The organism is Streptomyces violens (assembly GCF_000717745.1).
Lineage (GTDB): Bacteria > Actinomycetota > Actinomycetes > Streptomycetales > Streptomycetaceae > Streptomyces > Streptomyces violens.
Window position 1 is genome coordinate 103,713 of record NZ_JOBH01000005.1, and the last position, 25,792, is coordinate 129,504.

The following is a 25,792-nucleotide window of genomic DNA, read 5'->3' on the forward strand; positions in this document are numbered from 1 at the left end:
ATCCGTCAGCGAAGGAACCTAGGCAACGAAGGAAACCGATGGCTGAGTTCACCATCAACGCCCATCGCTTCGACCCGTACAAGAACTTCAAGTTCCTGGTCCTGTGGGACGGTCGGACGGTCGCGGGCATCAGCAAGATATCCCCGCTCAAGCGCACCACCGAGGTCGTCAAGCACCGGCACGGCGGCGACCCCAGCTCGCCGCGGAAGTCGCCCGGGCGCTCGGAGTTCGAGGGCATCACCCTGGAGCGCGGGGTCACCCACGACCCGGAGTTCGACCGCTGGGCCAACAAGGTCTGGCAGGTCGGCGCGGGGCTGGGCTCGGAGGTGTCGCTCGCGGACTTCCGCAAGGACATCGTCATCCAGGTCCTGAACGAGGCCGGCCAGGTCGCCGTCTCGCACAAGATCTACCGGGCCTGGCCGAGCGAGTACCAGGTGCTCGGCGAGATGGACGCCAACGCCAACGCGGTGGCGATCCAGAGCCTGAAGCTGGAGTGCGAGGGCTGGGAGCGGGACTACGAGGTCGAGGAGCCGCAGGAGCCCTCGTTCACGCACCCCGCCTGAGCCATCCCGTATCCGGGACACCCCGTACGCGAGACACCCGAGCACCATCGGACGAGGTGAGGAATGGCGGTCACCGGGCCCGCTGAGCTGCTGGCCACCTGGGAGGCCGGGCTGGCCCTCCAGGACAGCGGCCGTGCCCTGCTGCTGCACCGCGCCGCCCGCCCCGAGGCCGGCACCGACACACTGCTGTCGGTGCCGGCCGGGGAACGGGCCGCCGACCTGTTCGCGCTGCGCCGCGCGCTCTTCGGCGAGCGCATGCAGGTCAAGCTGGCGTGCGCGGACCCGGAGTGCGGCGAGGCGATGGAGTTCGAGCTGGACGCGGCCGAGCTGGGCGCGGTCCGGCCGTCGCCGCCCGAGGACGGCCTGCGGGTCGCCGAGGACGGCTGGCAGGTGACGTTCCGGCTGCCCGCCGTCGCCGACCTCACCGAGGCCGCGGCCGCCGCCACGGACGCGGCGGACGCCCGGCGGCTGCTGGGTGCGCGGTGCGTGCGCACGGCGGTACGGGACGGCCGTACGGCGACGGAGGAGGAGTACGCGCGGCTGCCGGAGGCGGTACTGAAACGGTTCGCCGAGGCGGTCGAGCAGGCCGACCCCGGCGCCGAGGTGACGCTGAACATCGCCTGCCCCGAGTGCGGCGCGGCCACCCCGGCCGAGCTGGACATCGCCGCCTACCTGTGGACCGAACTGGACGCCTGGGCACGCGACGTGCTCCTGGACGTCCACCTGCTCGCCTCCGCCTACGGCTGGAGCGAGCCCGAGATCCTGGCGCTCAGCCCGCTGCGGCGCCGCTACTACCTGGAGCTGTGCGCTGATGTCTGACGACTACTTGGGGCGGCTGGTGGCACGGCACGCCCCGGCGCGGCACGCGCTGCCGGGCGCGTCCGGGGCCGCGCCGCGCACACTCGTACAGCCGCGCCTGCCCGGGCCTTTCGAGCGCATCGAGGCACTGGGCGGCGCACCCGCCGAGCCGCACGCTCCGGCCGCACGGTACCCGTACGCGCCGCTGCCCGCTCCCTCCGAACAGGTCCTCGTCGAGCGCGAGATCAGGACCACCGAACGGGAGACGACCGTGCTGCGGCCCGAGACCGCGCGCCCGGACACCGCGGTCCCCGCCGAGCGGCCCGTACGGCCGACGGCCCCGCTGCTGCGGCCCGCCGCACGGCCGGAGCCGGGGCCGCGGCCCACCGCACCCGAGGGGCAGCGCCCCGGAACCCGGCGTGCGGGCGGCCGCCCGGAGGAGCCGGGGGCGCCCCGTCCGGCGGCCGCGCCTCTCCGCCCGGACACGGACGCCGCCCCGCGCGCGGTGACGCCCGCGCTCCGCCCCCGTACAGAGGTGCCCACGGCCCGCGACACGGCACGCGCCGCGGCCGCCGGGCGGCGCGGGCAGCGGCCGGCCGAGCGCGTCGTGCACGTACAGATCGGACGGCTGGAGGTCAGCGCGGTCGGCCCGGACCGGCCGGCGACGGGGGCACGGGCGAGCCGCCCCGACCGCCGCGGCCCGGCCCTGAGCCTCGCCGACTACCTGGCGCGCGGGGAGAGGACGAGCTGACGCGCATGGCCACGACGACTTCACGGACCTCACGGACCTCACCGGGACTGAACTCATGAGCAACGCACTCGCCGTCGCGACGGTCACCCAGGCCCTTGCGCTGCTGATCGAACACAATCTGCACCCCGAGATCGACATGGCCGTCTCGGTGGAGACCCGCAAGCCGCCGGCCGACCCGCCGACGGACCCGACGATCACCGTCTTCTGCTACCAGGTCACGCACAACCCCTCCATGCGCAACAACGACCTGGTCACCCGCGCCCCCGACGGCACGCTGCTGAAGCGGTCGGCGGCGGCGCTGGACCTGCACTACGTGATCAGCGCGTACGGCGAGGAGACGGAGCTGGTCGGGCAGCGCCTGATCGGCAGCGTCGTGCGCACGCTGCACGAGATACCCGTCCTGCCCAAGGATCTGATCGCGGAGGCGACGCAGCGCCCGTACCTGGACGGCAGCGACCTCGCGGAGTCCCTGCAGAAGGTCCGCTTCACACCGACCCAGATGGACGTCGACGAGACGTCGAAGCTGTGGGGAATGCTGCACAACACGCCGTACTCCCTGTCGGTCGTGTACCAGGCCTCGCTGGTCCTGCTGGACGGCCACGAGAAGCCGGCAGCGACGAAGCCGGTCAGGCGGCCGGAGGTACGGGTGCTGCCGTTCGGGGCGCCGGGGGCGCCGGAGCGGCCGGTTCCGGGGGGCGCGCCGGCGGGGGACGTCGTGCCTGTGGAGGCGCCGCGTGCCGAAGCGCCGCGTGCCGAAGCGCCGCGTGCCGAAGCGCCGCGTGCCGAAGCGCCGCGTACCGAGACGCCGCGTGCCGAGGCGCCGCGTACCGAGGCTCCCGCCGCGGAAAAGCCCCCCGTGAAGAAGACGGCCGGTGGCGCGAAGGCCGCCGGTGGCGCGCCCGTTCGGGCGCGTACTCGCACCCGTAAGGCGACGGGTGGACCGAGCGCCACGGGCCGTGCGGACAAGGACCAGGGCAAGGAGAGCTGAGGCGGGTGCGCGGAGCGAGGGGAACCGAGGACATGGGCGAGCGCAAGGGACCCGGTACGGCGGACGGTGACGCGCTGGCCGCAGCCGTACGGTCCGTACTGGCGCGCGTGGACGCCCATGCCGCGCGGGGCCGCGGTACGGCAGAGGACGGCGAGCCCGCGGGCGACGCCGACGGCCCGGCGGCCGACGCCGCGGTCGCGCCCGGCACTGCCGTCGAGCGCGTCCCCACCACGCCGAGCGTGACCACCCTCGACGCCCTGACCACCTGCTTCGGCCTGAGCGCCTTCGAACGCGACATCATCCTGCTCGCCGCGGCGGCCGAACTCGACCCCACCACCGACGCCCGCTGCGCCGCGGCGAGCGGCGACCCCACCCGCACGTATCCGACCTTCTCCCTCGCCCTGGCCGCCCTCGCCGACCCGCACTGGAGCGCCCTCACGCCCGTGGCGCCGCTCCGCCGCTGGCGCCTGATCGAGCTGGACGACGAGACCCGGCTGACCACCACCCGCCTCCGCCTGGACGAGCGCATCCTGCACTTCCTGGTCGGCACGCCGTACCTGGACGCCAAGCTGCACGGCCTGCTCACCCGCACCACCGCACCCGCGTCCCTGCCGCCCTCGTACGACGCCGCCGCCGACCGCGTCGCCGCGGGCTGGTCCGGCGCAGGCCCCGAAGCGCCCCTCCGCGTCGAGCTGGTCGGCGCCGACCTGCGCACCCGCGCCGACATCGCGGCCACCGCGGCGCGCCGGTCCGGCCTCGGCCTGTACTCCATGGCCGCCGACGACATCCCCACCGACGCCGCCGAACGCGACCGCCTCGCCCGCCTCTGGCAGCGCGAGGCCATCCTGCTGCCCGCGGCGCTGCTGGTGGAGGTCGGCGAGATGGACCGGGACCAGCACGCGGCCGCCGACGCGTTCATCGCGGGCGCCGCCGTACCGCTGGTCGTCTCCAGCCCGGACCCGCGCCGGACCGGCCGCCCCCGCGGCGAACGCGTCACCGTCCCGAAACTCTCCGACGAGGAACACCTCACCCTCTGGACCGACGCCTTCGCCGACGTCCCCGAGGTCACCGACCGCCATCTCCAGTCCCTCGTCGCGCAGTTCCAGCTCCCCCCGCACGTCGTGCGCCAGGCCGCCGCCACCGTCCGCCGCGACCTGCCGCACTCCGACGTGCTGGACGGCGCGGAACTCGCCTGGCAGGCCGGCCTCACCGAGGCCCGGATGGGCCTGGACGAACTGGGCCGCCGCATCGAACCGCGCGCCGGCTGGGACGACCTGGTACTCGCCGACCGCCAGCTCCGTATCCTCCAGGAGATCGTCGCGCACGTACGCCGGCGCAGCACGGTCTACCAGGACTGGGGCTTCGCCAAGGCGCTGCGCAGCGGCCTCGGCGTCACGGCCCTCTTCGCGGGCGGCTCCGGCACGGGCAAGACCCTGGCCGCCGAAGTCATGGCCAAGGAACTGGGCCTCGATCTCTTCATCATCGATCTGTCCCAGGTGGTCAGCAAATACATCGGCGAGACCGAGAAAAACCTCAGCCGGGTCTTCGACGCGGCCGAACGCGGCGGCGCGCTGTTGTTGTTCGACGAAGCCGATGCCCTCTTCGGCAAGCGCAGCGAGGTCAAGGACAGCCACGACCGCTACGCGAACCTGGAGGTCAGTTACCTCCTCATGCGCATGGAGGCGTACCGCGGCCTGGCGGTCCTGACCACCAACATGAAGAAGGCCCTCGACTCGGCCTTCATGCGCCGCATCCGCTTCGTCGTCGACTTCCCCTTCCCGGGCGAGAGCGAGCGCGCTGAAATCTGGCGCCGCGTCCTCCCGCCCCAGGCCCCCACGAAGGGCATCGACCCGGCGCTGCTCGCCCAACTCACGGTCGCCGGCGGCTCGATCCGCAACATAGCCCTCTCGGGAGCCTTCCTCGCCGCCGAGGAGGGCGACCACCTCCAGATGCGCCACATGCTGGCCGCGGCCCGCACCGAATACCTGAAGCTGGAACGCTCCCTGACCCCGTCGGAGGTCCACGGATGGGTGTGAACGAGCCCGAGCCGCAGCGCTCTTTCCGTATCGACATCGGTGAGCTGGTCCTGGACGGCTTCGACTCCCGCGTCGATCCCGACCGTGTGATGACGTCCTTCGAACGCGAGCTGACCCGGCTGGTGCGGGACCGTGGCGTACCCCTGGCCGCCGACGGCTCCCCCGTGTCCCTCGACGGCCTCGCCGGGCTGCCGCCCCTCCCCCGTACGACGTCACCGACCCGCCTGGGCGAGGCCCTGGCCCGCTCGGTGCACGCGGGCCTCACGGGACGAGGTGAGCCCCGATGAGCACGTCGCACTCCGCCACCCAGGACAACAGCCAGTCAGCCGCCGCCGACAAGCGCCGCAAGCGCAAGGAACGCGCGGCCAAATCCCGCACCCCGGAACCCAAGGACATCGTCAGCGGCGCCGGCCACCCCCTCGACCTGAGCGTCCGCCGCGACCTCGAAGAACAGCTCGGCCACGACTTCAGCCAGGTCCGCCTCCACACGGACCGCGAATCCGGCCAACTGGCGGAACTGATGGGCGCCGACGCCTTCGCCGTCGGCCAGGACATCTTCTTCCGCGAGGGCACCTACCGCCCGGGCACGGCCGACGGGCAGCGCCTACTGGCCCATGAGCTCCTGCACACGGTCCAGAACCCGCACGGGCTCGGCGCGCTGCGGGCGGGCCGCGACCTGGGATCCGTATCCCTTCCCCAGGAGACGATCGAACGGGAAGCGGAGTCGGCGGCGCGGTCCTCTGTACTGGACGCGATGCGGGACTCCGTGCGCACGGAGGACCCGGCAGCCGCCGAGGTCGAGGAGGGCCAGGCAACGCCGGGGTGGCTGCGGTACGCGACGGTGGACGCGGACCGTATGCGACTGGAACAGACCGACCCGGCAACGGTCGTGGACCGGCTGGCCAACAGGGTGCTGCGCTCGTTGCGCGGCGACCCGGAGGACCTCTCGGGCCGCGTCCGCATGCAGCTCGCCCGGATGGCCCCCGACCTGCAGGATTCCGTCCTGGACCGGCTGGAGGTCCGGCTCCTTTCGCCGGAGTACGAACGCCTCCTCGACCTCACCGACGAGGCCGGTCAGCCCGCCCCGCTCGCCCTCCAGCCGTCGAACGTGCCCGCCCCCGTACCGGACGCGATCGACCTGCTCGAGGACGAACGGGAGACCGCGGCCGGCCGTGCCGAGGGCGAGAAGCAGTCCGAGGAATCCCGGGACGCGGACGCCAAGGAAGAGAAGAAGGACGCCAAGAGCCGCGACGGCGAACGCGAGAAGGATCAGTCGCGCGCCGAGCAGGACTCCGCCGCCGAGGAGAAGGAAGCCGGCGAACGCAAGGCGCAGGAGGACGAGCGCGCCGAGGAGCAGGCGGACGCCGAGAAGGAGCAGCAGCAGGACGAGGAGAAGCAGGCCAAGGAGCGCGAACAGGCCGATCAGCAGGACAAGCAGCAGGCCGAGAAGGGCGAGGACGGCAAGGAGCGCGCCAAAGAGGAGCGCAAGGAGCAGCGCGAGCGCGAGGAGCAGGACCCGGAGCAGGCCAACCGCCCGGGCGCCGACAAGCGCAAGCGCAAGGACGACGAAAAGAAACCCGCCGACGGCTCCAAGCAGGAAGAGCTCGAAAAGAAGAAAAAGGAGCAGCAGGGGCCCGTCCGCCCGGAGAAGGTCGACGAACGCGCCGAGCGGCCCGACAGCGCCCTGTCCGAACACGGCCTGAACGAGAAGGACGAGGACGAGGGCGAGCCCCGCGAGGAGGAGAAGCCGCTCGGCCTGGAGGCCGGCGCCGAACGCGAGGTCGACGGCGGCCACGAGGACAAGCCGGGAGGCGGCTCGGGCAAGGGCGAGGCGGAGCTCAAGCCCGAAGACTTCGTTCCGGAAACCGACCCGGACCTCTCCTCCGTACCGACCGCCGACACGCTGCGGCCGGGTGCCGCTGCTCCCTCCGTACCGACCTTCCCCGCCGCGCCGCCCACCAAGGCCGAAAAGGTCCAGAAGGAGCGGGAGAACGAGGCGGACGAGGAGGAGGACGAGGAGGCGCCGGAGGCCGAGACCAAGGCCCCGGGCGAGGAGCGCGGCCCCGTGGAGGGCGAGGCGCCGCAGCCCGAGCACGGTCCCGCTTCCGAGGCCCCCGACCGCAGCGAGAAGGACCTGCAACCGGAGAAGCCGGTCGACCAGGAGGTCGGGCCCGACCCGGAGCACGAGGACAAGGCCGACCCGGAGCCCGAGGCCGAGCAGAAGAAGGACCCCGAGCAGCAGCAGGAGCAGGACGAGGACGGGGCGAAGGAAGCCAAGCAGGACGCGGCCGACAAGGACGCGGAGCGGGACGGCGAGGCGGGCGACGCCGACGAGGCGCCGGACGCCAAGGAGACCCAGGACGAGCAGCAGGAGAAGAAGGACCAGGACGAGCACGAGGAGAAGAAGGAGGCCAAGGGGCAGCCGGAGGGCGCGGCGGCGGAGAAGCCGGCCGGTTCCGCTGCGCCGGGCAAGGCCGAGGGACCCAACCCGGGCCCCTCGGCCGCTCCCCTGGCACCGCCGGCCGGTGCGCACACGGAGAAGACGCCGACGCAGGACCGGCACCCCTCCCCCGCGGTGCGGCGGGCGATGGAACCCGTACGGGGCGAGCGCGAGGCACCGGCGGCGAAGAGCACCGTACCGAAGGAGGCCGGGCCGGGCGCGGCGCCCAGTGGCACGGTCGGTGAGACCGAGCCGGCCGCCGCTCCCAAGGCCGCGGCCGGCCCCGGTGGTGCGCCTTCCCCTGCCCAGGCCGCCGTCAGCCCGGTGGGCGAACAGGCCGCGAATCCCGGGAAGATGGGCGCCCCCGCGCCCGAGGGGGCCAAGGCCCAGCCCGACGCTTCGCTGGAGAAGGACGGCGGTGGCTGTGCGCCGCCGGAGCCCGCGGCGGAGAAGGAGGAGAAGGGCGGCGCCTGCGGCGGGGGCGGCGGTGAAAAGGCTCCGGAGGAGAAGAAGGAAGAGCCGCCGGACGTCTCCGGGCAGGACCCGAAGGCCGCGCTCAGCACCGTCAGCAAGCTCTCCCCTGACCAGGCGCAGGCCGCCATGCCCGGCGTGGACGGGGCGGCGGACAAGAAGATCAACCAGGAACAGAAGCGTCTGGAGGCAAATCCGCCCAAGCGGGAGCGGCCTTCGGGCGCGCCGCAGACCCAGTCCGGGCCGCCGAAGGCCGAGGCGCCCGAGGCGGCGGTCACCGGCAAGCTGGAGAAGGTCGGGCCCGAGGAACAGGGCAAGAAGCAGGAGGCCAAGGGCAGCGAGAAGGCCCAAGGCGCCAAGCCCACCGACAACGTCAAGCCGCCGTACGTGCCGCCGACGAAGGACGGCAAGCTGACGGCCGGCGATGCCAAGAGCGTCGAGGCCGCCGCGGACAAGGTGCCCACGACCGACCCCGAGCTCCGTAACAAGACGGTCGGCCCTGCCCCCAAGATGAAGCTGGAGGGCGAGAGCGACCCGAAGCGTACGGACAAGCAGGCGGAGAAGCTCAAGGAGAAGCAGGGCAAGATCCAGGACACCGGCCGGGCGGACGCGTCCAAGCCGATGGGCGAGGACAAGATCTTCCCCGACGCTCCCAAGGAGGAGTTGACCGGCAAGGCGTCCGGACGGGCGGGCGGCCGTGGCGGTGGCCGGCAGTCGGCCGGCAGCGCGCCGAAGAGCCACGTCGGCGTCGTCGCCAAACAGGAGCGCGGCGGCGAGCTCAAGAGCGGTGCGGCGCAGTCGCAGACCGACATGGCCGCGGAGGACAAGAAACACCAGCAGGGCGAGCAGAAGGCGAAGCAGGAAAAGCAGCAGGAGATCGACAACGAGGTCGCGCAGAACGCCGAACAGCAGACGGCGGAGCGCGGCCGGGCGGCCGAGCAGGCCGGCAAGGAGCGTCAGAGCTGGCGCGACGAGCAGGACAAGAAGATCGAGCAGGCCGACAAGGACACGGAGAAGGAGCACAAGGACGGCAACAAGAAGATAACCAAGGAGCGGGACGGCAAGGACAAGGAAGTCGAGGACCGCAAGAACACCGACAACAAGGAAATCGACACCAAGGCGGAGCAGGCGGAGAAGGACGCCGAGAAGAAGAAGGAAGAAAAAAAGGGCGAATCCGACAGCCTCTTCGGCAAGCTGCTGGACGCCGTCGGCGACTTCTTCAAGGGCCTGCTGGACGCCGTCACTGCGATCTTCGACGCGGCACGCAACGCGATCAACAGTGTCATCGACAAGTTCAAGGAGTTCGCGAACAAGGCGATCGACGCCGTCCGCGACTTCGCCATCAAGGCCATCAACGTCCTCGCGGACGCCCTGATCGCCATCGGCGACGTCCTCCTGGCCGCCTTCCCCGAACTCCGCGACAAGTTCCGCAAGGCCATCGAAGGCCTGCGCGACGCCGCGATCGCCACGGTCAACAAGCTGGCCGACGGCCTCAAGAAGGCGGTCAACGCCCTTCTCGATGCCCTCGCCGCCGGCCTCAACGCGCTCCTGTCCGCTCTCGAAGCGGGCATCAAAGCCGTTATCAAGGCCTACCAGGCCGTCATCACCGCCGCGATCAAGTTCGCCGAGGCCGCCATCGAAGCCCTCGGCAAGTTCGCGGCTCTGGTCGCCGACATCGCGCCGGATCCGGGCGGCTGGCTCAAGAAGGCGGGCAGCGCCGCCAAGACGGGCATCCAGGAACACCTCTGGGGTGCCATCAAGTCCGCCGTCAAGCAGTGGTTCGACGCCAAGGTCGAAGGAATCCTGGGCCTCGGCAAGGCCGTCATCAACGTCCTCATCAAGGGCTGCATGTCCTTGAAGCAGATCGGCAAGATGGCCTGGGACGCAATCATCGCGTCCCTCCCGATGATGATCGCGTCCCTGGTCATCGAAAAGGTCGTCTCGATGATCGTCCCCGCGGCGGGCGCGATCCTCACGATCGTCCAGGGCCTGATGGCCGCGTGGCAGAGCATCAGCTCCATCCTTACGGCGTTCAGCAAGTTCTGGGCTTACCTGAAGGCGGTCAAGGCAGGCCCCGCCGCCTGCCTCTTCGCCGAAGCCGTGGCCGCTGGCGTAGTGGCCCTGCTGGACTTCATCTCCAACTTCCTCATGATCCGCCTGTCCTCGGCGACCAAGGGCGTCGGCAAACGCCTCAAGGGCATAGCCCAGAAGATCACCGCTGGCCTCAAGAAGACCGGCAAGGGCGCCCGCAAGGTCGCCGGCAAGGCCGTCAACGCCGCCAAGGGCGCCGCCCGTAAGGCCGCCCAGGCCCTCCGCAAGCCGGCCCGCCCCGCAAAGCCCAAGGGCCCCCGCGTCCCCACCCGCCCGGGCGCCTCAACAGACCGCACCCCCGGCGGCGGCACCCCCAAACACCAGCCCAAGACCCACCCCACCGGCCGCCCGACCAGCAAAACCCCGGACCCGACCAAGAAGAAGCACGAGGACGAGTCCGACACCAAGAAGACCAGGGACGAGGCAGCGTCACCCAACAAGCCCCAGGACAAGGACACCCCGAACACGCCCCAGGACAAGACCCTGGGCAAGGACGGCCCGGCCCAGAAGCCCGACAGGGACGGCGCGGACGCCAAAAAGGACAGGACTCCCGACAAGGACGGTCCGGACGCCAAGAAGGACAAGAAGCCCGACAAGCCGTCCAAGAAGAAGGAGACCGACGCCCCCAAGCGCGCCAAGCCGCGCAAGCCCAAGTCTCCCCTGGGCCGCGCTCTGAAGAAGATCAAGGGCAAGGTCAAGTCCGCCCTCAAGAAGGTCCGCAACGCCGGCAAGGCCCTGGGCAAGAAACTCCGCAAGTCCAAGGTGGGCAAGGCCCTCAAGAACACGGCGAAGAGAGCACGCGACTTCTTCAAGAAGAAGCGAGATCACCTGCGCGACAACAAGAAGCACCGCGCAGACGTCAAAAAGCAGCACCGCAAGGAGAGGAAGAAGAAGGAGGATTCGAGAGAATCCAAGTCGAGCCGACTCGACCAGATCGTCAGCCGTATACGCCCCAAGCTCCGCCCGCTCCTCAAGCGCGGCATCGATGGAATCCCCTTCCGCACCCTCCTTGCCACCCTGCGATCCTGGTACCGGCTGACCAGGCTCTCTGCGGAGGGTCGCCCAGATTTCGACATCACGGCGACTCTCAACCCGCAAAAGCCGGTACAGCACGGCATCTGGGACGACAATGTCGCCTATCTTGATCTCGAAGACCGATATGAAGGATTCGACATCAATGACGAAAGCGCCAAGCTGCGTGCAGCCATAGCTGCAAGATTCCAAACCATGCCCAAGGATGCGGAAATATGGGACATCAAACGCATGTGCCAGCAGGTTGCCGCCCCCTTGCTCAAGAAGGGGGAACACCTGAAGTGGGACGACCATCAGGACTCCCATCTTCTCTCCCTGATTCGCCCTGACCGGAAATCCGCCCCCTCGGGCATCGGCACTTTCAAGCGTGGCGGGCGTTACGAGGAGCAGGGCCGTGTGAAGGACCAGGCGGCGAGCCAGAAGCTGATCAAGGGGCCCGACGGTCAGGAATACGTACTGGATCAGAAGAATCAGCTCGTCCCGCGCTTCATTCGCCGCAACATGCACGCCGAGGACCTGGAGCGCCTGAACAGCGGCAAGGGGCTGCGTTCGAGCTCCGAATCCTTCAAAGATCAGAAGAAGCAGAAGCAGAAGCGCAACAAGGACTCGATGCGAAGCCCGAATCGCCCGGCAAATACTCCAGGGCAACACGCCATGGGCGGCTATCCGTCGAAGTTCATATCCGCCTCCAAGCAGCTCGACGGAGACATCCTGGACCCGAATGGTCACCACATCGGTGGCGAAGAGGGGAGAAAGCTCAGCACCCCGCCGAACCAGTCTCAGAGGTACGGCAGCGGCATCGTCCTCATCGACCTAGCCAAGATCCCCCGAGAGTCCATATCTGATTTGTCCACCCACCATGGACAACGAAGCTGGGACCTGATCAATAACGTCACGGGAAGCCGCGTCTTGAGAGCTACGGAGGACGTCATCCGCACACAGGAAGTCGTGATCTTCAAGGCCATCCCAGCCAACGCGATCGAAAGAATAGACTGAACGGAACCGCGACTGCCGTTCAACGTGTCACCGAAAGGAACTGGTGGAACATGCATTCTCATTACTGGCAAGGCTGCGAGCTCAGCGCACCCGAGCTGGCGCACGCCCATGAGGTGCTGGCTTCACCAGCCCCGCCGGCGGAACGGATCACCGCATTTCTCAAACTGCTCCGCAGCGGCGATCCAGTGGCCACTGGAATCGCCATGGACCATTACCAGCTGGCCGATGCCACTCGTCGTTTCGGCGAAGACAATCCATTCACCGATCATTCCGACGAGCTTCTTGCCACCGCCAGAGAGGTGCTTCGGCAGTCGCCGTCCTCTGCCACCCTCAGCCCCCACGTGGGAGAGGGGGCCAACCACGCCAGCGCGCTGTACGCGATCACGAACCTCGCAGAAGCCGAAGATTCCGCACTTCTGGCGAAAATCATCAGGACCACCAGAACTCCAGAAGTTCGCAACGTCGCCCTGGAGGTGGCTGGAGGGGTCATGTGGAACTCCGAGACCCCTGACCCGCAACTACTGAAAACCCTCAAAGAGATCGCACTCAATCAGCATGAGGAATACATGGATCGCGTCTACGCCCTCAACGCAACAGGGAGCGCACGATCTGAAGATGCGATCTCAACTCTCGTTCGTGCAACCAAGGACTCTGATCTCAGAATTCAGGCACACGCAGCACTCAGCCTGGCCGAAGAAGATCTAGTGGTGAAATACCGTCCACTGATCGAGCAGCTAATCGCCACTTGGCCGCCCGATGCGCCGTCCCCCGCCAACGAAGTTCGTCTCGCGATCGCCGAACTCGACGAGCCCGACGAAGAATGATCACCGCAGACGACAGGAACCCAGGGATATGACCACTTACGCCGACATACCCAAGCCCATCCGGTCCGGGATCGTCATCGTCGATTCCGAGCGCGGTACCCCCCAGCGCATCATCGTGCTGCAGTTCAACCCCGACACGCTTGAACGCTCCGTCGCGCCGCAAGCCGCCGGCGGGGAAGGCGGTGGTGGCGGAGGAGACAGTGGTGGGGATCGTAACGAGGCCCTGCGCCTCAAGGGCCCGGCGCAGGAGACCTGGAAGTTCACCGCTGAGATTGATGCCACGGATCAGTTGGACGTGGCTGCGCCCGATGGGATCCACCCCCAACTAGCGGTGCTGGAAATGCTGGTGCAGCCGACCACGGCGCAGTTGCGGGCCGCGAGCAAGCTCAGCAAGAAGGGGACCATCGAGATCAGCCCGATCGAGATGCCGTTGACGCTCTTCACTTGGGGGAGCAAGCGGGTGATGCCGGTCAGGTTGACGGAGTTGTCGGTCAATGAGTCGGCATTTGATGTCAACCTCAACCCGATCAGGGCCTCGCTGTCCATTGGGATGAAGATTTTGACGGTGAGTGATTTGCCGGCGGGGCATCGCGGAGCTGAGCTCTACCTCGCGCACCTCGCGCAGAAGGAGCAGTTGGCGCGGCGGGCTCGGGTCGGGAGCTTGGCGCAGTTGGGGCTCGGGGGAGGGATCTGAGCGTGATCGAGCCGTATGAGAGTGCGTTGGATGATGTGCCGGGGGCTCATCCGTATCCCAGGAGCAGTCGGTATCACGATGTGGAGATCGGGGTTCATAGGACCCGAGACGGCTCTGAAGTGAAGTACGCCAAGCGACGGTTGCTGCCGCCCGTCAACCACGATGCCGATGAGACCGTGCCGCATACCGTGAGCGCTGGGGAGCGGGCCGATCAGCTTGGGCAGCGGTATTTCGGGGATTCGGGGCAGTGGTGGCGGGTTGCTGATGCCAATCCTGTGCTGGCGCCGAGGGAGCTGACGGACGAACCCGGTGAGGAGATAGCCGTACCGTTGCCCGGTGGGTTCCCCGGTGGAATGGGTGGGCCGGGGGTGCGGAATGGCTGATGATCTGCCCGTCGGGGGTGGGCCCATTCATGTGTCGCTGTACATGGGGCCCAAGTTGGCGCGACTGGTTCCGCAGGAGGTGACGGAGGCGCTGCTGTCCGCTCAGATCACCAGTACGGCGGGTGAGCGGAGCGGCTTCCAGTTGGCCTTTGACCTCACCAAGAAGGGAGCGATCATACAGAGGCTGCTTCCCGAGGGGTTTTTTGATCCCAAGACGAGAGTCATCCTCACCGTTGCGGTCAAGGGGACTCCTGTGGTGCTGCTGGACGGTCTCATCGTGCGGCAGGAGGTCGGGGCCAGTAATCAGCCCGGGCAGACCACCCTGACGGTTACGGGGGAGGATCTGACGCTGCTCATGGACCTCGAGGAGCGGACGGATCGGTATCCCAACCTCGCGCCCTCGCAGAGGGTGGAGAGGATTCTGTCGAAGTATGCGGATTATGGGATCGACGGACGGATCATTCGGGAGCAGGTTCCGCAGCCGCCGAGGGAGCAGGCCCGAGTGGACTACCAAACGGGTACTGACTTGCAGTATGTGAATGAGTTGGCCAACGCCAACGGTTACACGTTCTACCTGGACCCGGGGCCCGTGCCGGGGCGGTCGACCGCGTTCTGGGGGCCTGAGCAGCGGCTCGGGCAGCGGCAGCATGCGCTGAATGTGAATATGGATGTGAACTCGACTGTGGATCAGTTGACGTTTGCTTACGACGGGACGGCGAGAGAAGAGCCGCAGGCTCGGGTGCAGGATCCTGTGACGCGGCGCGCGCCGCTGCTCGCACAGCCCGATATCAGCCCGCTGCGACCGCCGTTGGGTCGGCGTGCCTCGCCCGCCCTCAAGCGCAAGACCCTGACAGGGACCGCGAAGAAGGACGAGGCGCTGGCGAAGGCGGAGGCGTTGGGGCGGGCCGCGACAAGTGCCGATGCGATCAGTGGCTCCGGCCAACTGGACGTGAATCGGCACGGATATGTGCTGCGGCCCCGGGAGTTGGTCGGCGTGCGGGGCGCCGGCGTCACGTACGACGGGGATTACTACGTGAAGAGCGTCACCCATAACCTCCGGCCGGGGTCGTACCAGCAGAACTTCACCCTGTCGCGCGAGGGGCTGATTGCCCGCAGTGACCGCGTGCGTCCGTAAGCCCGTGAGCCCGTAAATCCGCGGCGAACCACCGCAGAGTGACCAGAGAGACCGACCAGGAGCAGCCACCATGGCGCCAGCATCGAACAATCGCTTCCTCGGCAAGTTCCGGGGCCGGGTGGCGAGCAACAACGATCCGTTGCGGATCGGCCGGATCACGGCCCATGTGCCGGACGTGCTCGGTGACGAGGCGTCCACCTGGGCCATGCCCTGTTTTCCGTTCACGGGCGCGCAGGCGGGTCAGTACGTGATCCCGAGTGAAGGTGCCGGGGTGTGGATCGAGTTCGAGCAGGGCGATCCCAGTTTCCCGGTCTGGACGGGGTGTTGGTACGGCGCCGAGGCCGAGATGCCGGTGGACGCGCAGGCCGGGGCGCGGGCCGGTGCCGAGCCGGTGGTCATCGAGACGCAGGGGCATCACAAGATCGTGCTGTCCGATGTGCCGGAGGAAGGGATTCTGCTGCAGGCGCCGGGTGGTGCGTATGTGCGGATCAATGCGGCGGGGGTGCAGATCAACAACGGGGCGGGAGCCTCGATCCTGCTCCAGGGCGACCAGGTCGACATCAACGAGGGCCGGTTGACCGTGCCGAAGAAGCGATGACCGAGACGCCATGCATCAGGAAGCGACAGCGGAGACGGGGGAGCGAGAAGACGTGGGGAACGGGAATCTCGTGCACGGCGGCGCGGTGATCAGCTGCCCGCACGGCGGTCGTGCGGTGTCCACCGCGGCTGCCGGTACGGGTGTACGCATCGACGGTCTGCCCGCCGTCACCGCCGCCGACCTCTTCACGGTCAGCGGCTGCCCGCACTCCGTCGGCGGCCGCCCGCAGCCGTGCACCAGCGTGCGCTGGATGCCGGCCGGCGGCGGAGACGAGGTACGGATCGACGGGGTGCCGGTACTGCTGGACACCTCGGCGGCGATGTGTTTCAGCGCCGGGCTGGTGCCGCAGGGCCCGCCGGTCGTGGCGCCCGTCCATCAGGGGGTGTCCAGCCGATGAGGGCTGTGAAGAAAGTGCGGAGTGAGATCGCTTTTCCGTTCCGGACGGACCGGCGGGGGCGGACCGCGCACGCGGACCACGACGAGCATGTGCGCGATCTGATCGAGCAGTTGCTGTTCACCAGCCCGGGTGAGCGGGTCATGCGGCCGGACTTCGGCTGCGGCCTGCTGGATCTGGTCTTCACGCCGAACAGCCCGGAGCTGGCGTCGGCGGTCGAGCTGTCCGTACAGGCGTCGCTGCAGCGGTGGCTCGGCGATCTGATCGAGGTCGAGTCGCTCGACGTGGTGAACGAGGAGAACGTCGTACGGGTGTATCTGCGCTATGTGGTGCGCTCCACCGCGAGCAGGCGCGACGAAGTGTTCGAGGGGCGGGGCGAGATATGAGTGAGCAGCAGCTCATCAGCGGTGAGCTGGTGTGCCGTACCGACCAGCGGCGCGGGCGGATCAGAGCGGCGCGGCTGAACGGCATCGACGGCGTGGAGGTCGCGGACGACGGGGTGACGCTGACCGTCACCTTCCTCGGCAAGGCCCCGCACGGGCTGTGCCCGGAGAACATCCGGATCGACGGCGGGCGGCGGATCACCGGCCTGGAGGCGCTGGAGGTCTCCGTCGAGCGGGAGGAGGACCCCGAGCTCGACGACCGGCTGCATGTGGTGCTGGACCGGACGGGCGACACGTCCCGGTACCGCCTGTCGGTCGTGGAGACCGATCCGTACGGGCGGCCGGGCACGGAGCCGTACGAGGGCTTCGACCAGCGGTATTTCACCACCGACTTCCGGTTCCGGACCGACTGCCCGAGTCCCTTCGACTGCGCGGAAGGGGAAGCGGAGCCGGACTGCCCGGACACCTTCAAGCCCGCGCCCGTCATCGACTACACCGCGCGCGACTACGAGACGCTGCGCCGGCTCGTCCTGGACCGGCTGCGGCTGACCACGCCGGACTGGGTCGAGCGCAACCCCGCCGACCTGGGGATGACGCTGGTCGAGATGCTGGCGTACACGGCTGATCAGATCAGTTACCAGCAGGATGCCGTGGCCACCGAGGCGTACCTGGACACCGCGCGGCGGCGGGTCTCCGTGCGCCGGCATGTGCGGCTGATCGACTATCCGATGCACGACGGGTGCAGCGCGCGGGCGTTCGTGTCCGTCGAGGTGGCCTCCGGCCTCGTGCTTCTGCCGGGCACGTTCCGGTTCGCGGCGGTGGACTTCCGTACGTACGGGCCGCGCGACCGGCCGGAGATCGGGACCGTCATCGACGACCGGGACCTGGCCGTACTGGACGAGCGCGGCTCGGTGGAGGTCTTCGAGCCGGTCGGTGACGCGCCGCTGCGGCTGCGTCCGGAGCACAACGCCATCCGGCTGTGGACCTGGGGAGATGAGGTCTGCGCACTGCCGAAGGGCGCGACGTCGGCGACGCTGCGGGACGAGTGGGCGGACGACACCCGAGAGACCCGCTCGCTGCGCCTCTCCCCCGGTGACCTGCTGCTCTTCGAGGAGGTCAAGGGTCCGCGTACGGGTACGCCCGGCGACCAGGACCCGGGCCACCGGCAGGCCGTCCGGCTGACCTCCGTCACCCCCGCCGTCGACCAGCTCGACGGGCAGCCGGTGCTGGAGATCACCTGGGCGCAGGAGGACGCGCTGACGTTCCCGCTGTGCCTGTCCACTCGGGGCAGTACGGACTGCGCGCCCGTGACGGACGTGAGCGTGGCGCGCGGCAACGTGGCGCTCGTCGACCACGGGCGGTCGCTGACCTTCGGGGAGTGCCCGGAGGGCGTACCGGAGACGGTGACCGTGCCGCCCGTCCCGGCCGTGACCGGGTCCTGCGAGCCGCCCGCCTTCGGGTGCGGGGACAGCAAGGACGGCGGGAATGCCACTGCCCGCACCATCCAGCACCTGCTCGACAAGACGGAGCACCACCGGGCGCTGACCGCCGACGACATCCGTGAGCTGTTCGAGGTGGTCGGCGAGGAGGCGACCGTACGGGCCGGGCTCGGCCTGGAGCTGGCCGGACAGCGGCGCGAGAAGGTCGTGCCGGGGACGGTGTACGCGCAGGCCGAGGCGTTGCGCACGCTGCTCGCGCAGTCCGTGTACCCGGGCATCCGGCCGCGCTTCCGGCCCGTCCTGCACCGCTCCCCCGTCGCCCAGACCGTGCCGTTCCCGCGCCCCGAGCTGGTGGCGGCGGGGCAGGCCGAGCGGCTCGCCGGCATCCGGGAGCGGGTGCGGGCGCGGCTGGTGGAGCTGTGGCGCAGCGCCCGGGACCACGACGGGCTGTCGGAGGCGGAGATCGCCGAACTGACGGGGCTGTTCGGGCTGCACGTACTGGAACGCCTCGAACTGCACCGGCATCCCGTACGGGCGCTGCGCGAGCTGCTGCACCGCAGCGACCGGCTGCTGGCGCCGAAGCTGCGCCGCCTGGACGTGCTGAGCGCCCGGGCGCGGGCCGGCGCGGTGCTGGACGCGCGGATCGCCTGGGAGATCGCGCACAGCTGGGGCCCGGCGTACGCGGCGGGGCTGCACCCGGACGAGCCGGTGCTGCACGGCCCGGCGGCGAGCCTGGCGCCCGACCCACGGGCCGCGCTGCCCGCCGTACGGATCGAGGACGGCGAGCACACATGGGAGCCGCGCCGCGACCTGCTGGACAGCGGGCCGCGCGACCGGCACTTCGTGGGCGAGCTGGAGGACGACGGGCGGATCGCGCTGCGCTTCGGGGACGGCCGGTACGGCGCGCGCCCGGAGCCCGGCAGCCGGCTCACCCTGCACTACCGGCTGGGCGGCGGCACGGCGGGCAATGTGGGCGCCGAGGCCATCAACCACCTGGTGCTGAGCCGTCCGGCGGAGGACTCGGACCGGGGCGACCCGATGCCGGTGGCGGGCGTGCGCAATCCGCTGCCCGCGACCGGCGGCGCCGCGCCCGAGTCCGTCGAGCAGGTACGGCAGCTCGCGCCGCTCGACCTCAAGCGCACCCGCCGGCGGGCCGTCACCGCCGCCGACTACGCGGAGCTGGCCTCCGCGCTGCCCGGTGTGCAGCGGGCGGCGGCCGAGATCCGCTGGACCGGCAGCGTGCAGGAGGCGCACATCGCGATCGACGCGGCGCGCACCGGCGAGCCCACGCCCCAGCTGCTGGACTCCGTCGCGTACGCGCTGGAGAGCTACCGGCGGATCGGCCACGACCTGGTGGTCGAACCGGCCCGTACGGTGCCGCTGGACATCGAGATCGAGGTGTGCGCGGCGCCGGGGCATCAACACGGCCGGATCCTGGCCGAGTTGACCCGTGTACTCGGGAACCGGCGGCTGTCCGGCGGGCGCCTCGGCTTCTTCCACCCGGACGCGCTGACGTTCGGCGAACCGGTACGGCTCAGCCGTCTCACCGCGGTCGCCGCGGCCGTACCGGGCGTGGAGAGCGTACGGGTGACCCGCCTGCAGCGGCTGTCGTTCCAGGCACACAGCCAACAGGGATCCACCGACATCAGAGACAACAGAGCACTGGAGGACGGTGTGCTGCGGCTCGGCCCGCTGGAGATCGCCGTGTGCGACAACGACCCCGAGCGCCCGGAGAACGGCCGCCTGGTCATCGACCTCGGAGAGCTCGGGGGTGCCCGATGAGCGCCACGTGCGGCTGCGGCTGCGGGGGCGGCAGCGACGAGCGGCGCGCCCCGGACGCCCTGTACAACCCGCCGGCCCGGACGGCCCTGGACTACCGCGTCGGTACGTACGGCACGTTCCTGGCCGGCATGCTGGACCGGCTCGCCTCGCCCGCCTACCCGGCGCTGCGCGGCCTGACCGTCCGCACCACCGACGATCCCGCGATCGGGCTGCTGGACGCCTGGGCGGTCCTCGGTGACGTACTGACCTTCCACAGCGAGCGGATCGCGGACGAGGGGTATCTGCGCACCGCCAACGAGCACCGGTCCCTCGCGCTCCTCGGGCGGCTGGTCGGGCACCGGCCGCGGCCCGGCGTCGCGGCCGACACCCACCTCGCGTACACCCTGGACAAGGACCCGCGCGCCGAGGACCTGCCGGTCGTCATCCCGCGCGGGGCGCGCAGCCACAGCGTGCCGGCGGCCACCGGCGAGGAGTCGCAGACCTTCGAGACGAGCGAGGACCTCACCGCGCGCTGGGCGTGGAACGAGCTGAAGGTCCGCAGGCGGCGGCCCGCGCTGCTGGTCGCCGAGGACCTGAAGAAGCGGTCGGAGCTGTACGTCTCGGGCACGAACACCTCCCTGCAGACCGGTGACCAGCTCCTCTTCGACTTCGGCGGCAAGGAGCAGCAGCTGCTGCCGGTCGCCAAGGTGCGCATCGACCGGGAGGAGGACGTCACCGCGATCGGGCTGCAGCAGTCCGCGCCGCCCACGCTCAAGGAGCTGGTCGACGAGCTGAAGCAGTGGATCACCGAGCCGGAGGACGGCGGCGACCCCGACGATCCGGACGAGCCCGGGCCGCCCACCGCCGAGACGCCGAACCCGCGTCCGGTCAGCAAGCTGATCGAGACCTTCGACACGCAGGTACTGGCGCCGCTGCGCAAGGACCTGGAGGGCGAGGCGGCCAAGACGCCCGCGGCGTTCGCCGAGCGACTGGCCGGGCCGCACGACCGGCTGGCCGAGGCGCAGGTGCTCGCCGCGCCGTACGAGGCGGTCGCGGCCTGGTTCGAGCAGCTCGAAGCGGTGATCGGGGAACTGCGGGAGCGGGCCGGGGACTTGGAGCCGGCGCGGACCGTGCCGCCGTCGGAGCCGCAGCCCAAGACGTCTCGGCCGAAGAAGGCCGGTGGGCCCACGCCCGCGCTGCGCGCCCTGGACGCCGTACTGCCCGCCCTCCGTACGAGCGTCGTCCGTCCCCCGTCCGGCGCGCGGGCCGTCTCGCGCGACCCCGGACGCCTCTTCGCGCCCGGGTCGGACCTCACCGCGCGGCTGCTGTCCGCGCTGGACCCGAGGCTGTCCGACGGGATGTACACGGCGTGGCGGCAGGCCGCGCCCGCGACGCCCGCCGCGCTGCGCGCGCTGCTGGCGATGCGGGTGACGGCCGCGCCCTTCGGGGCCACCGCGCCGCTCAAGCCCGTGCAGGACAAGGCGGGCCGGGTCATCAGGACGGCCGACTGGCCGCTCACCGGCGGCGTGCTGACCAGCGTGCGGATCGTCTTCGACACGGCCGGCAAGGTGCCGGTGAAGGCGGAGTTCCAGCACGTCGAGACCGGCAGCTCGGTGCAGTACACGGAGAACCTGCCCTCGGAGAACTCCTTCGACCTGGGGCCGGGCCGGGTCCAGGTGTCCACCCGTACCGGGCAGGACCGCGACCTGAGCTGGCTGGGCCGCCGGCCGACCGAGTCCCAGGAGCCCGGGGTCACCGTCCGGCTGCTCGCCGGGCTGCCCGAGCGTTCCCTGTTCGTGGCCCGCCCGGACGAGGACGGGAAGATCGAGGTCGCGGTCAACAACGGCGACACGAAGACCTGGGACCTCGCACCGGGCGACAAGCACCAGGTCCGGCACGGCGAGTACGAGGTGACCGTGCGGCGCACGCCGGGCAGCGAGCCGCCCGCCGTGGAGATCGGCATCGCCACCGTGCCCGAGCCCGCCAACCGCTACGTCCTGCCGCTGGAGTCGGTGCAGGACGGCATCACGGTCGGCAGCTGGGTCGCGGTGCAGCGGCCCCGCAAGGGCGCCGAAGGGCCGGACGGCATCCCCGGCGACAAGAAGCTGGCGTTCGTCACCACCCGTGTGACGGCCGTCCGCACCGCCGCGTACACCAACTTCGGGATCACCGGGCGCGGTACGGAACTGACGCTCGCCGACCCGTGGCTGGACGAACACGACGTCGTGCTGTCGGCGATCCGGGACACGACCGTGCACGCGGGCGGCGAGCCGCTGCGCAGCGCGGACGAGCCGCTGGGCGAGGACGTGCACGGCAACGAGCTGGAGCTGGCCGACCTGTACGAGGGGCTGCGCCCCGGCCGGTACATCGTCGTCTCCGGCGAGCGGACCGACATCCCCGGCTCGGCCGGGGTGCGCGGCACGGAGCTGGCGGTGATCGCCGCGGTCGACCAGCGGCTGGACGAGAACCTGCCGGGCGACCACGTCCACACGGTCCTCACGCTCACCGCCGATCTCGCCTACCGGTACCGCCGCGACACCGTCCGCATCCAGGGCAACGTCGTGCCGGCCACCCACGGCGAGAGCCGGGACGAGCCGCTGGGCAGCGGGAACGCGGAGCAGGCGAACCAGACGTTCGCGCTGTGGCAGTCCCCGCTCACCTGGCTGCCCGACGACAATCCGCTGGGCGCGGTGCCCGAGCTGGAGATCCGGGTCGACGGGCTGCTGTGGCACCGGGTCGACAGCCTGGCCGGGCGCGGGCCGCGCGAGCGGGTGTACGTGCTGGGCGCGGCCGGGGACGGCCGGACGACGGTGACCTTCGGCGACGGCGTGCACGGCGCGCGGCTGCCCACCGGCCACGAGAACGTCCGGGCCCGCTACCGCTTCGGTACCGGGCGCGCCGCCAACGTCAAGGCGGGCCGCATCACCCAGGCGATCACCCGCCCGCTGGGCGTCACCGGCGTCACCAACCCGCAGCCCGCCACGGGCGGCGCGGACGCCGACGGCCCCGGGCTCACCCGCCGCACGGTCCCGCTCGCGGTCTCGGCCCTCGACCGGCTGGTCTCGCTCCCCGACTACGAGGACTTCGCGCGCTCCCGGGCCGGCATCGGCCGGGCGGCGGCGGCCGAACTGTACGACGGGCGGCGGCAGGTGCTGCACCTGACCGTGGCCGGGGTGGACGACAACCCGGTCGCGGCCGACGCCGAGGTGCTGCAGGCGCTGCGGTCCTCGCTGGCCGAGTACGGGGACGCGGCCCTCCCGGTGCGCGTCGATGTACGCGAGCTGGTCCTGCTCCTGCTGGTCGCCAAGGTCAAGGTCGCACCCGACTACTCCTGGGCAGCGGTCCAACCGCGCGTACGGGCCGCCCTGCTGCGCACCCTCGGCTACGAGGGCCGCGAACTGGGGCAGCCCGCAAGGCTGTCGGAGGTGCTGGCCACCGCCCAGTCCGTGCCCGGCGTGGACTACGTGGACGTGGACGCCTTCACGGGCGTACCGGCCTCCGCCTCGCCCGCCGACCTGGCCGGGCTCGGCGAGCGGCTGACGGCCCCGCAGACCACGGTCCCGGCCCGCCGGGCCACCTACGACGAGCAGCTGTACCGGGTCACCGACGGGAAGGGCGAATCGCTCTCCTCGGTCGCGGCCCGCAACGGCATCCCGCTCGCCGAACTGCTGCGCCTGAACCCGGACATCACCGACACCCGGCCGCTGGCCAAGGGCCGCTCGGTGTGCGTCTTCCGCGGCATCCGGCCTGCCCAGCTCGCGCTGTTCTCGCCGCAGGTCGCCGACACCATGATTCTGACGGAGGTCAAGTGATGTCCAGGGAGCCGGACGGGCTCGCGGAGCTGCTCCCGCAGTGGCACCGGCTGCGGGATGCCGAGAACGGCGAGCCGCTGCGCGCGCTGCTCGCGGTGATCGCCGAGCAGGTCGATCTCGTACGCGACGGGGTCGAGCAGCAGTACGACGACTGGTTCGTGGAGACGGCGGCGGAATGGGTGCTGCCGTACCTCGGTGACCTGGTGGGCTACAAGCCGCTGCCCGGATACGAGCGGGTGCTGGCCACCGGCCTGAAGGACGGCGGGCTGCCGGACTCCTCGCGCAGACGGCTGGCCGAGGCGCTCGCGCCGCGCCGCGACGTGGCGTCCACGGTCGCCAACCGCCGCCGCAAGGGCACCCTCGCGCTGCTGGAGGAGCTGTCCGCGGAGGTCGCGAACTGGCCCGCGCGGGCCGTGGAGTTCTCCCGGCTGGTCTCCCACGACCAGCCGGTGAAGCTGTACGGCTCGGGCACCGCGGCCGTCAACGGGCGACGGGCCGCGCGCGGCCGCTCGGTCGACGTGCGGGACTCCGCCGCGCTGGACCTCGCGGGCGGCCCGTTCGGCGCGACGGCCCGCTCGGCGGACGTCCGCCGGGCCGACTCGCGCCGCCGCCAGGGCGGCCTCTCCCCCGCCGGAGTGGGCCTGTACGTATGGCGGCTGAAGCCCTACTCGGTGACGCGGGCGCCCGCGTACTGCATCGACCGGGCCCGCAACCTGTACACCTTCTCCATCCTCGGCAACGACACCCCGCTGGTCACCAAGCCCGAGCCGGAGCCGTCGGCCACCCACATCGCGACCATCGACAACGTCCCGGCGTACGTCCGGCGGCGGCAGCTGCACGACCGGCTCGCGGACTACTACGGGCCCGGCAAGTCCTTCACGATCTGGCGGGACGGGCAGCGCGAGCCGGTCGACCCGTCCGACATCGTGGTGGCCGACCTCAGCGACTGGCGCTACCGGCCCAAGCACGGGCAGGTCGCGGTCGACCCGGAGCTGGGCCGCATCGCCTTCGGCTCGCGCTCGGCCCCGCGCCAGGGCGTGTGGGTGACGTACCACTACGCCTTCGGGGACGACCTGGGCGGCGGCGAGTACCTCCGGGAGCGCGAGACGCCCGCGGACGCGGCCGTGTACCGGGTCGGGCCCGGCCAGACGTACCAGCGGATCATGGACGCGTACGGGCAGTGGCAGCACGACCGGCGGGCCGGGCGGTGCGGCCCCGACGGCATCATCGAGATCACCCACAGCGGCGCCTACCAGGAACAGCTCGACTTCGACCTGGACCCGGGCGACCGCCTGGAGGTACGCGCCGCGGGGGGCACGCGGCCGGTGATCCGGCTGCTGGACTGGTACAGCAACCGGCCCGACGCGCTGAACATCCGGGCGCGGGACGAGGAGTGCGCGGCGGGTGACCGGCCGCGGATGGTGCTGGACGGGCTGCTGATCACCGGCCGCGGCATCAACGTCCAGGGCCCGGTCGGCGCGCTCGCGCTGCGGCACTGCACGCTCGTCCCCGGCTGGTCGCTGGAGCCGGAGTGCCACCCGCACTCCCCGGAGGAGCCCAGTCTCGTACTGGACCGCACGAGCGCGTGCGTGGAGATCGACCGGACGATCCTCGGCACCATCGAGGTCATCGGGGACGAGGTGTCCACCGACCCGCTGCCGATCCACATCCGCGACAGCATCCTGGACGCCACCGGACACGACCGCGAGGCGCTCTCCGCGCCGGACTGCCGGCACGCCCACGCCGTGCTGCACGCGCACCGCACCACGGTGATCGGTGAAGTCCACGTGCACGCCGTGCAGCTCGCCGAGAACTCGCTCTTCACCGGGCGGCTGCACGTCGCCCGGCGGCAGCTCGGCTGCATCCGGTACTCCTATGTCACGCCGGGCTCCCGGACACCGCGCCGGTACCGCTGCCTGCCGGACCTCGTCGGCCCCGAACAGGCCGGTGCCGTACGGCCGGTACTGCGCAGCGAGCGCTACGGCACGCCCGCGTACGGGCAGTTGGCGGCGGAGCGGCCGGACGGCCCGGCCGGCGAGGGCTGCCGGCGCGCCGCCGAGGACGGGGCCGAACTGGGCGCCTTCCACGACCTGTACCAGCCGCAGCGCGAGGACAGCCTGCGGGCGCGGCTCGCGGAGTACACACCGGCCGGAACGGATGCGGGGATCTTCTTCGTGACCTGAGCCGATCCGCCCACCCGCCA

The 25,792-nt window shown here is 70.7% G+C and carries 16 protein-coding genes; all 16 read left to right on the top strand.

Going from position 1 to position 25,792, the window contains the following annotated elements:
- Positions 1–38 precede the first annotated feature (38 nt).
- The 16 genes from IF04_RS0111235 to IF04_RS0111305 all read left to right on the top strand — a co-directional run bounded on the left by IF04_RS0111235 (position 39) and on the right by IF04_RS0111305 (position 25,772).
- Positions 39–563 carry a phage tail protein gene (locus tag IF04_RS0111235; protein ID WP_030254205.1) on the top strand — a complete coding sequence of 175 codons (525 nt, stop codon included), beginning with the start codon at positions 39–41 and terminating at the stop codon, positions 561–563.
- A gap of 63 nt (positions 564–626) precedes the next feature.
- Positions 627–1,382 carry a T4 family baseplate hub assembly chaperone gene (locus IF04_RS0111240; protein ID WP_030254207.1) on the top strand — a complete coding sequence of 252 codons (756 nt, stop codon included), beginning with the start codon at positions 627–629 and terminating at the stop codon, positions 1,380–1,382.
- Entirely contained in the window at positions 1,375–2,112 is a 738-nt protein-coding gene (locus tag IF04_RS0111245) for a hypothetical protein (protein ID WP_037959117.1), read from the top strand. Before IF04_RS0111240 ends, IF04_RS0111245 begins: the two co-directional genes overlap by 8 nt.
- Before the next feature lie 55 nt (positions 2,113–2,167).
- On the top strand, positions 2,168–3,100 hold the full coding sequence (locus tag IF04_RS0111250; RefSeq protein ID WP_030254212.1) for a Pvc16 family protein: 933 nt from the start codon (positions 2,168–2,170) through the stop codon (positions 3,098–3,100).
- A 32-nt stretch (positions 3,101–3,132) separates the two neighbouring features.
- Positions 3,133–5,136, top strand: coding sequence for an ATP-binding protein (locus IF04_RS0111255; RefSeq protein ID WP_030254214.1), 2,004 nt, complete (start codon positions 3,133–3,135; stop codon positions 5,134–5,136).
- A complete protein-coding gene (locus tag IF04_RS0111260; RefSeq protein WP_030254216.1) occupies positions 5,127–5,423 on the top strand; it encodes a hypothetical protein in 297 nt (98 codons plus the stop codon). Before IF04_RS0111255 ends, IF04_RS0111260 begins: the two co-directional genes overlap by 10 nt.
- Positions 5,420–12,166 (top strand): eCIS core domain-containing protein, encoded by a 6,747-nt coding sequence (locus tag IF04_RS0111265; protein ID WP_051831107.1) that lies wholly within the window; start codon positions 5,420–5,422, stop codon positions 12,164–12,166. The genes IF04_RS0111260 and IF04_RS0111265 overlap by 4 nt, the downstream gene beginning before the upstream one ends.
- 50 nt (positions 12,167–12,216) lie before the next feature.
- Entirely contained in the window at positions 12,217–12,990 is a 774-nt protein-coding gene (locus IF04_RS38660) for a HEAT repeat domain-containing protein (RefSeq protein WP_157847638.1), read from the top strand.
- A 28-nt stretch (positions 12,991–13,018) separates the two neighbouring features.
- Entirely contained in the window at positions 13,019–13,684 is a 666-nt protein-coding gene (locus IF04_RS0111270) for a hypothetical protein (protein WP_030254220.1), read from the top strand.
- A gap of 375 nt (positions 13,685–14,059) precedes the next feature.
- Positions 14,060–15,202, top strand: a complete 1,143-nt coding sequence (locus IF04_RS0111275; protein ID WP_030254223.1) for a hypothetical protein — start codon at positions 14,060–14,062, stop codon at positions 15,200–15,202.
- Between the two features lie 70 nt (positions 15,203–15,272).
- Entirely contained in the window at positions 15,273–15,800 is a 528-nt protein-coding gene (locus tag IF04_RS0111280; protein ID WP_030254226.1) for a phage baseplate assembly protein V, read from the top strand.
- 52 nt (positions 15,801–15,852) lie between these two features.
- Positions 15,853–16,197 (top strand): hypothetical protein, encoded by a 345-nt coding sequence (locus IF04_RS0111285; protein ID WP_030254228.1) that lies wholly within the window; start codon positions 15,853–15,855, stop codon positions 16,195–16,197.
- A complete protein-coding gene (locus tag IF04_RS0111290; protein WP_030254230.1) occupies positions 16,194–16,580 on the top strand; it encodes a GPW/gp25 family protein in 387 nt (128 codons plus the stop codon). Before IF04_RS0111285 ends, IF04_RS0111290 begins: the two co-directional genes overlap by 4 nt.
- The gene (locus IF04_RS0111295) at positions 16,577–19,798 is read left to right on the top strand and encodes a putative baseplate assembly protein (RefSeq protein WP_051831111.1); all 3,222 of its coding nucleotides are present in this window, start codon (positions 16,577–16,579) and stop codon (positions 19,796–19,798) included. Before IF04_RS0111290 ends, IF04_RS0111295 begins: the two co-directional genes overlap by 4 nt.
- The gene (locus IF04_RS0111300) at positions 19,795–23,589 is read left to right on the top strand and encodes a putative baseplate assembly protein (protein WP_030254235.1); all 3,795 of its coding nucleotides are present in this window, start codon (positions 19,795–19,797) and stop codon (positions 23,587–23,589) included. The genes IF04_RS0111295 and IF04_RS0111300 overlap by 4 nt, the downstream gene beginning before the upstream one ends.
- Positions 23,589–25,772 carry a hypothetical protein gene (locus IF04_RS0111305; RefSeq protein ID WP_030254237.1) on the top strand — a complete coding sequence of 728 codons (2,184 nt, stop codon included), beginning with the start codon at positions 23,589–23,591 and terminating at the stop codon, positions 25,770–25,772. Before IF04_RS0111300 ends, IF04_RS0111305 begins: the two co-directional genes overlap by 1 nt.
- Positions 25,773–25,792: the final 20 nt, after the last annotated feature.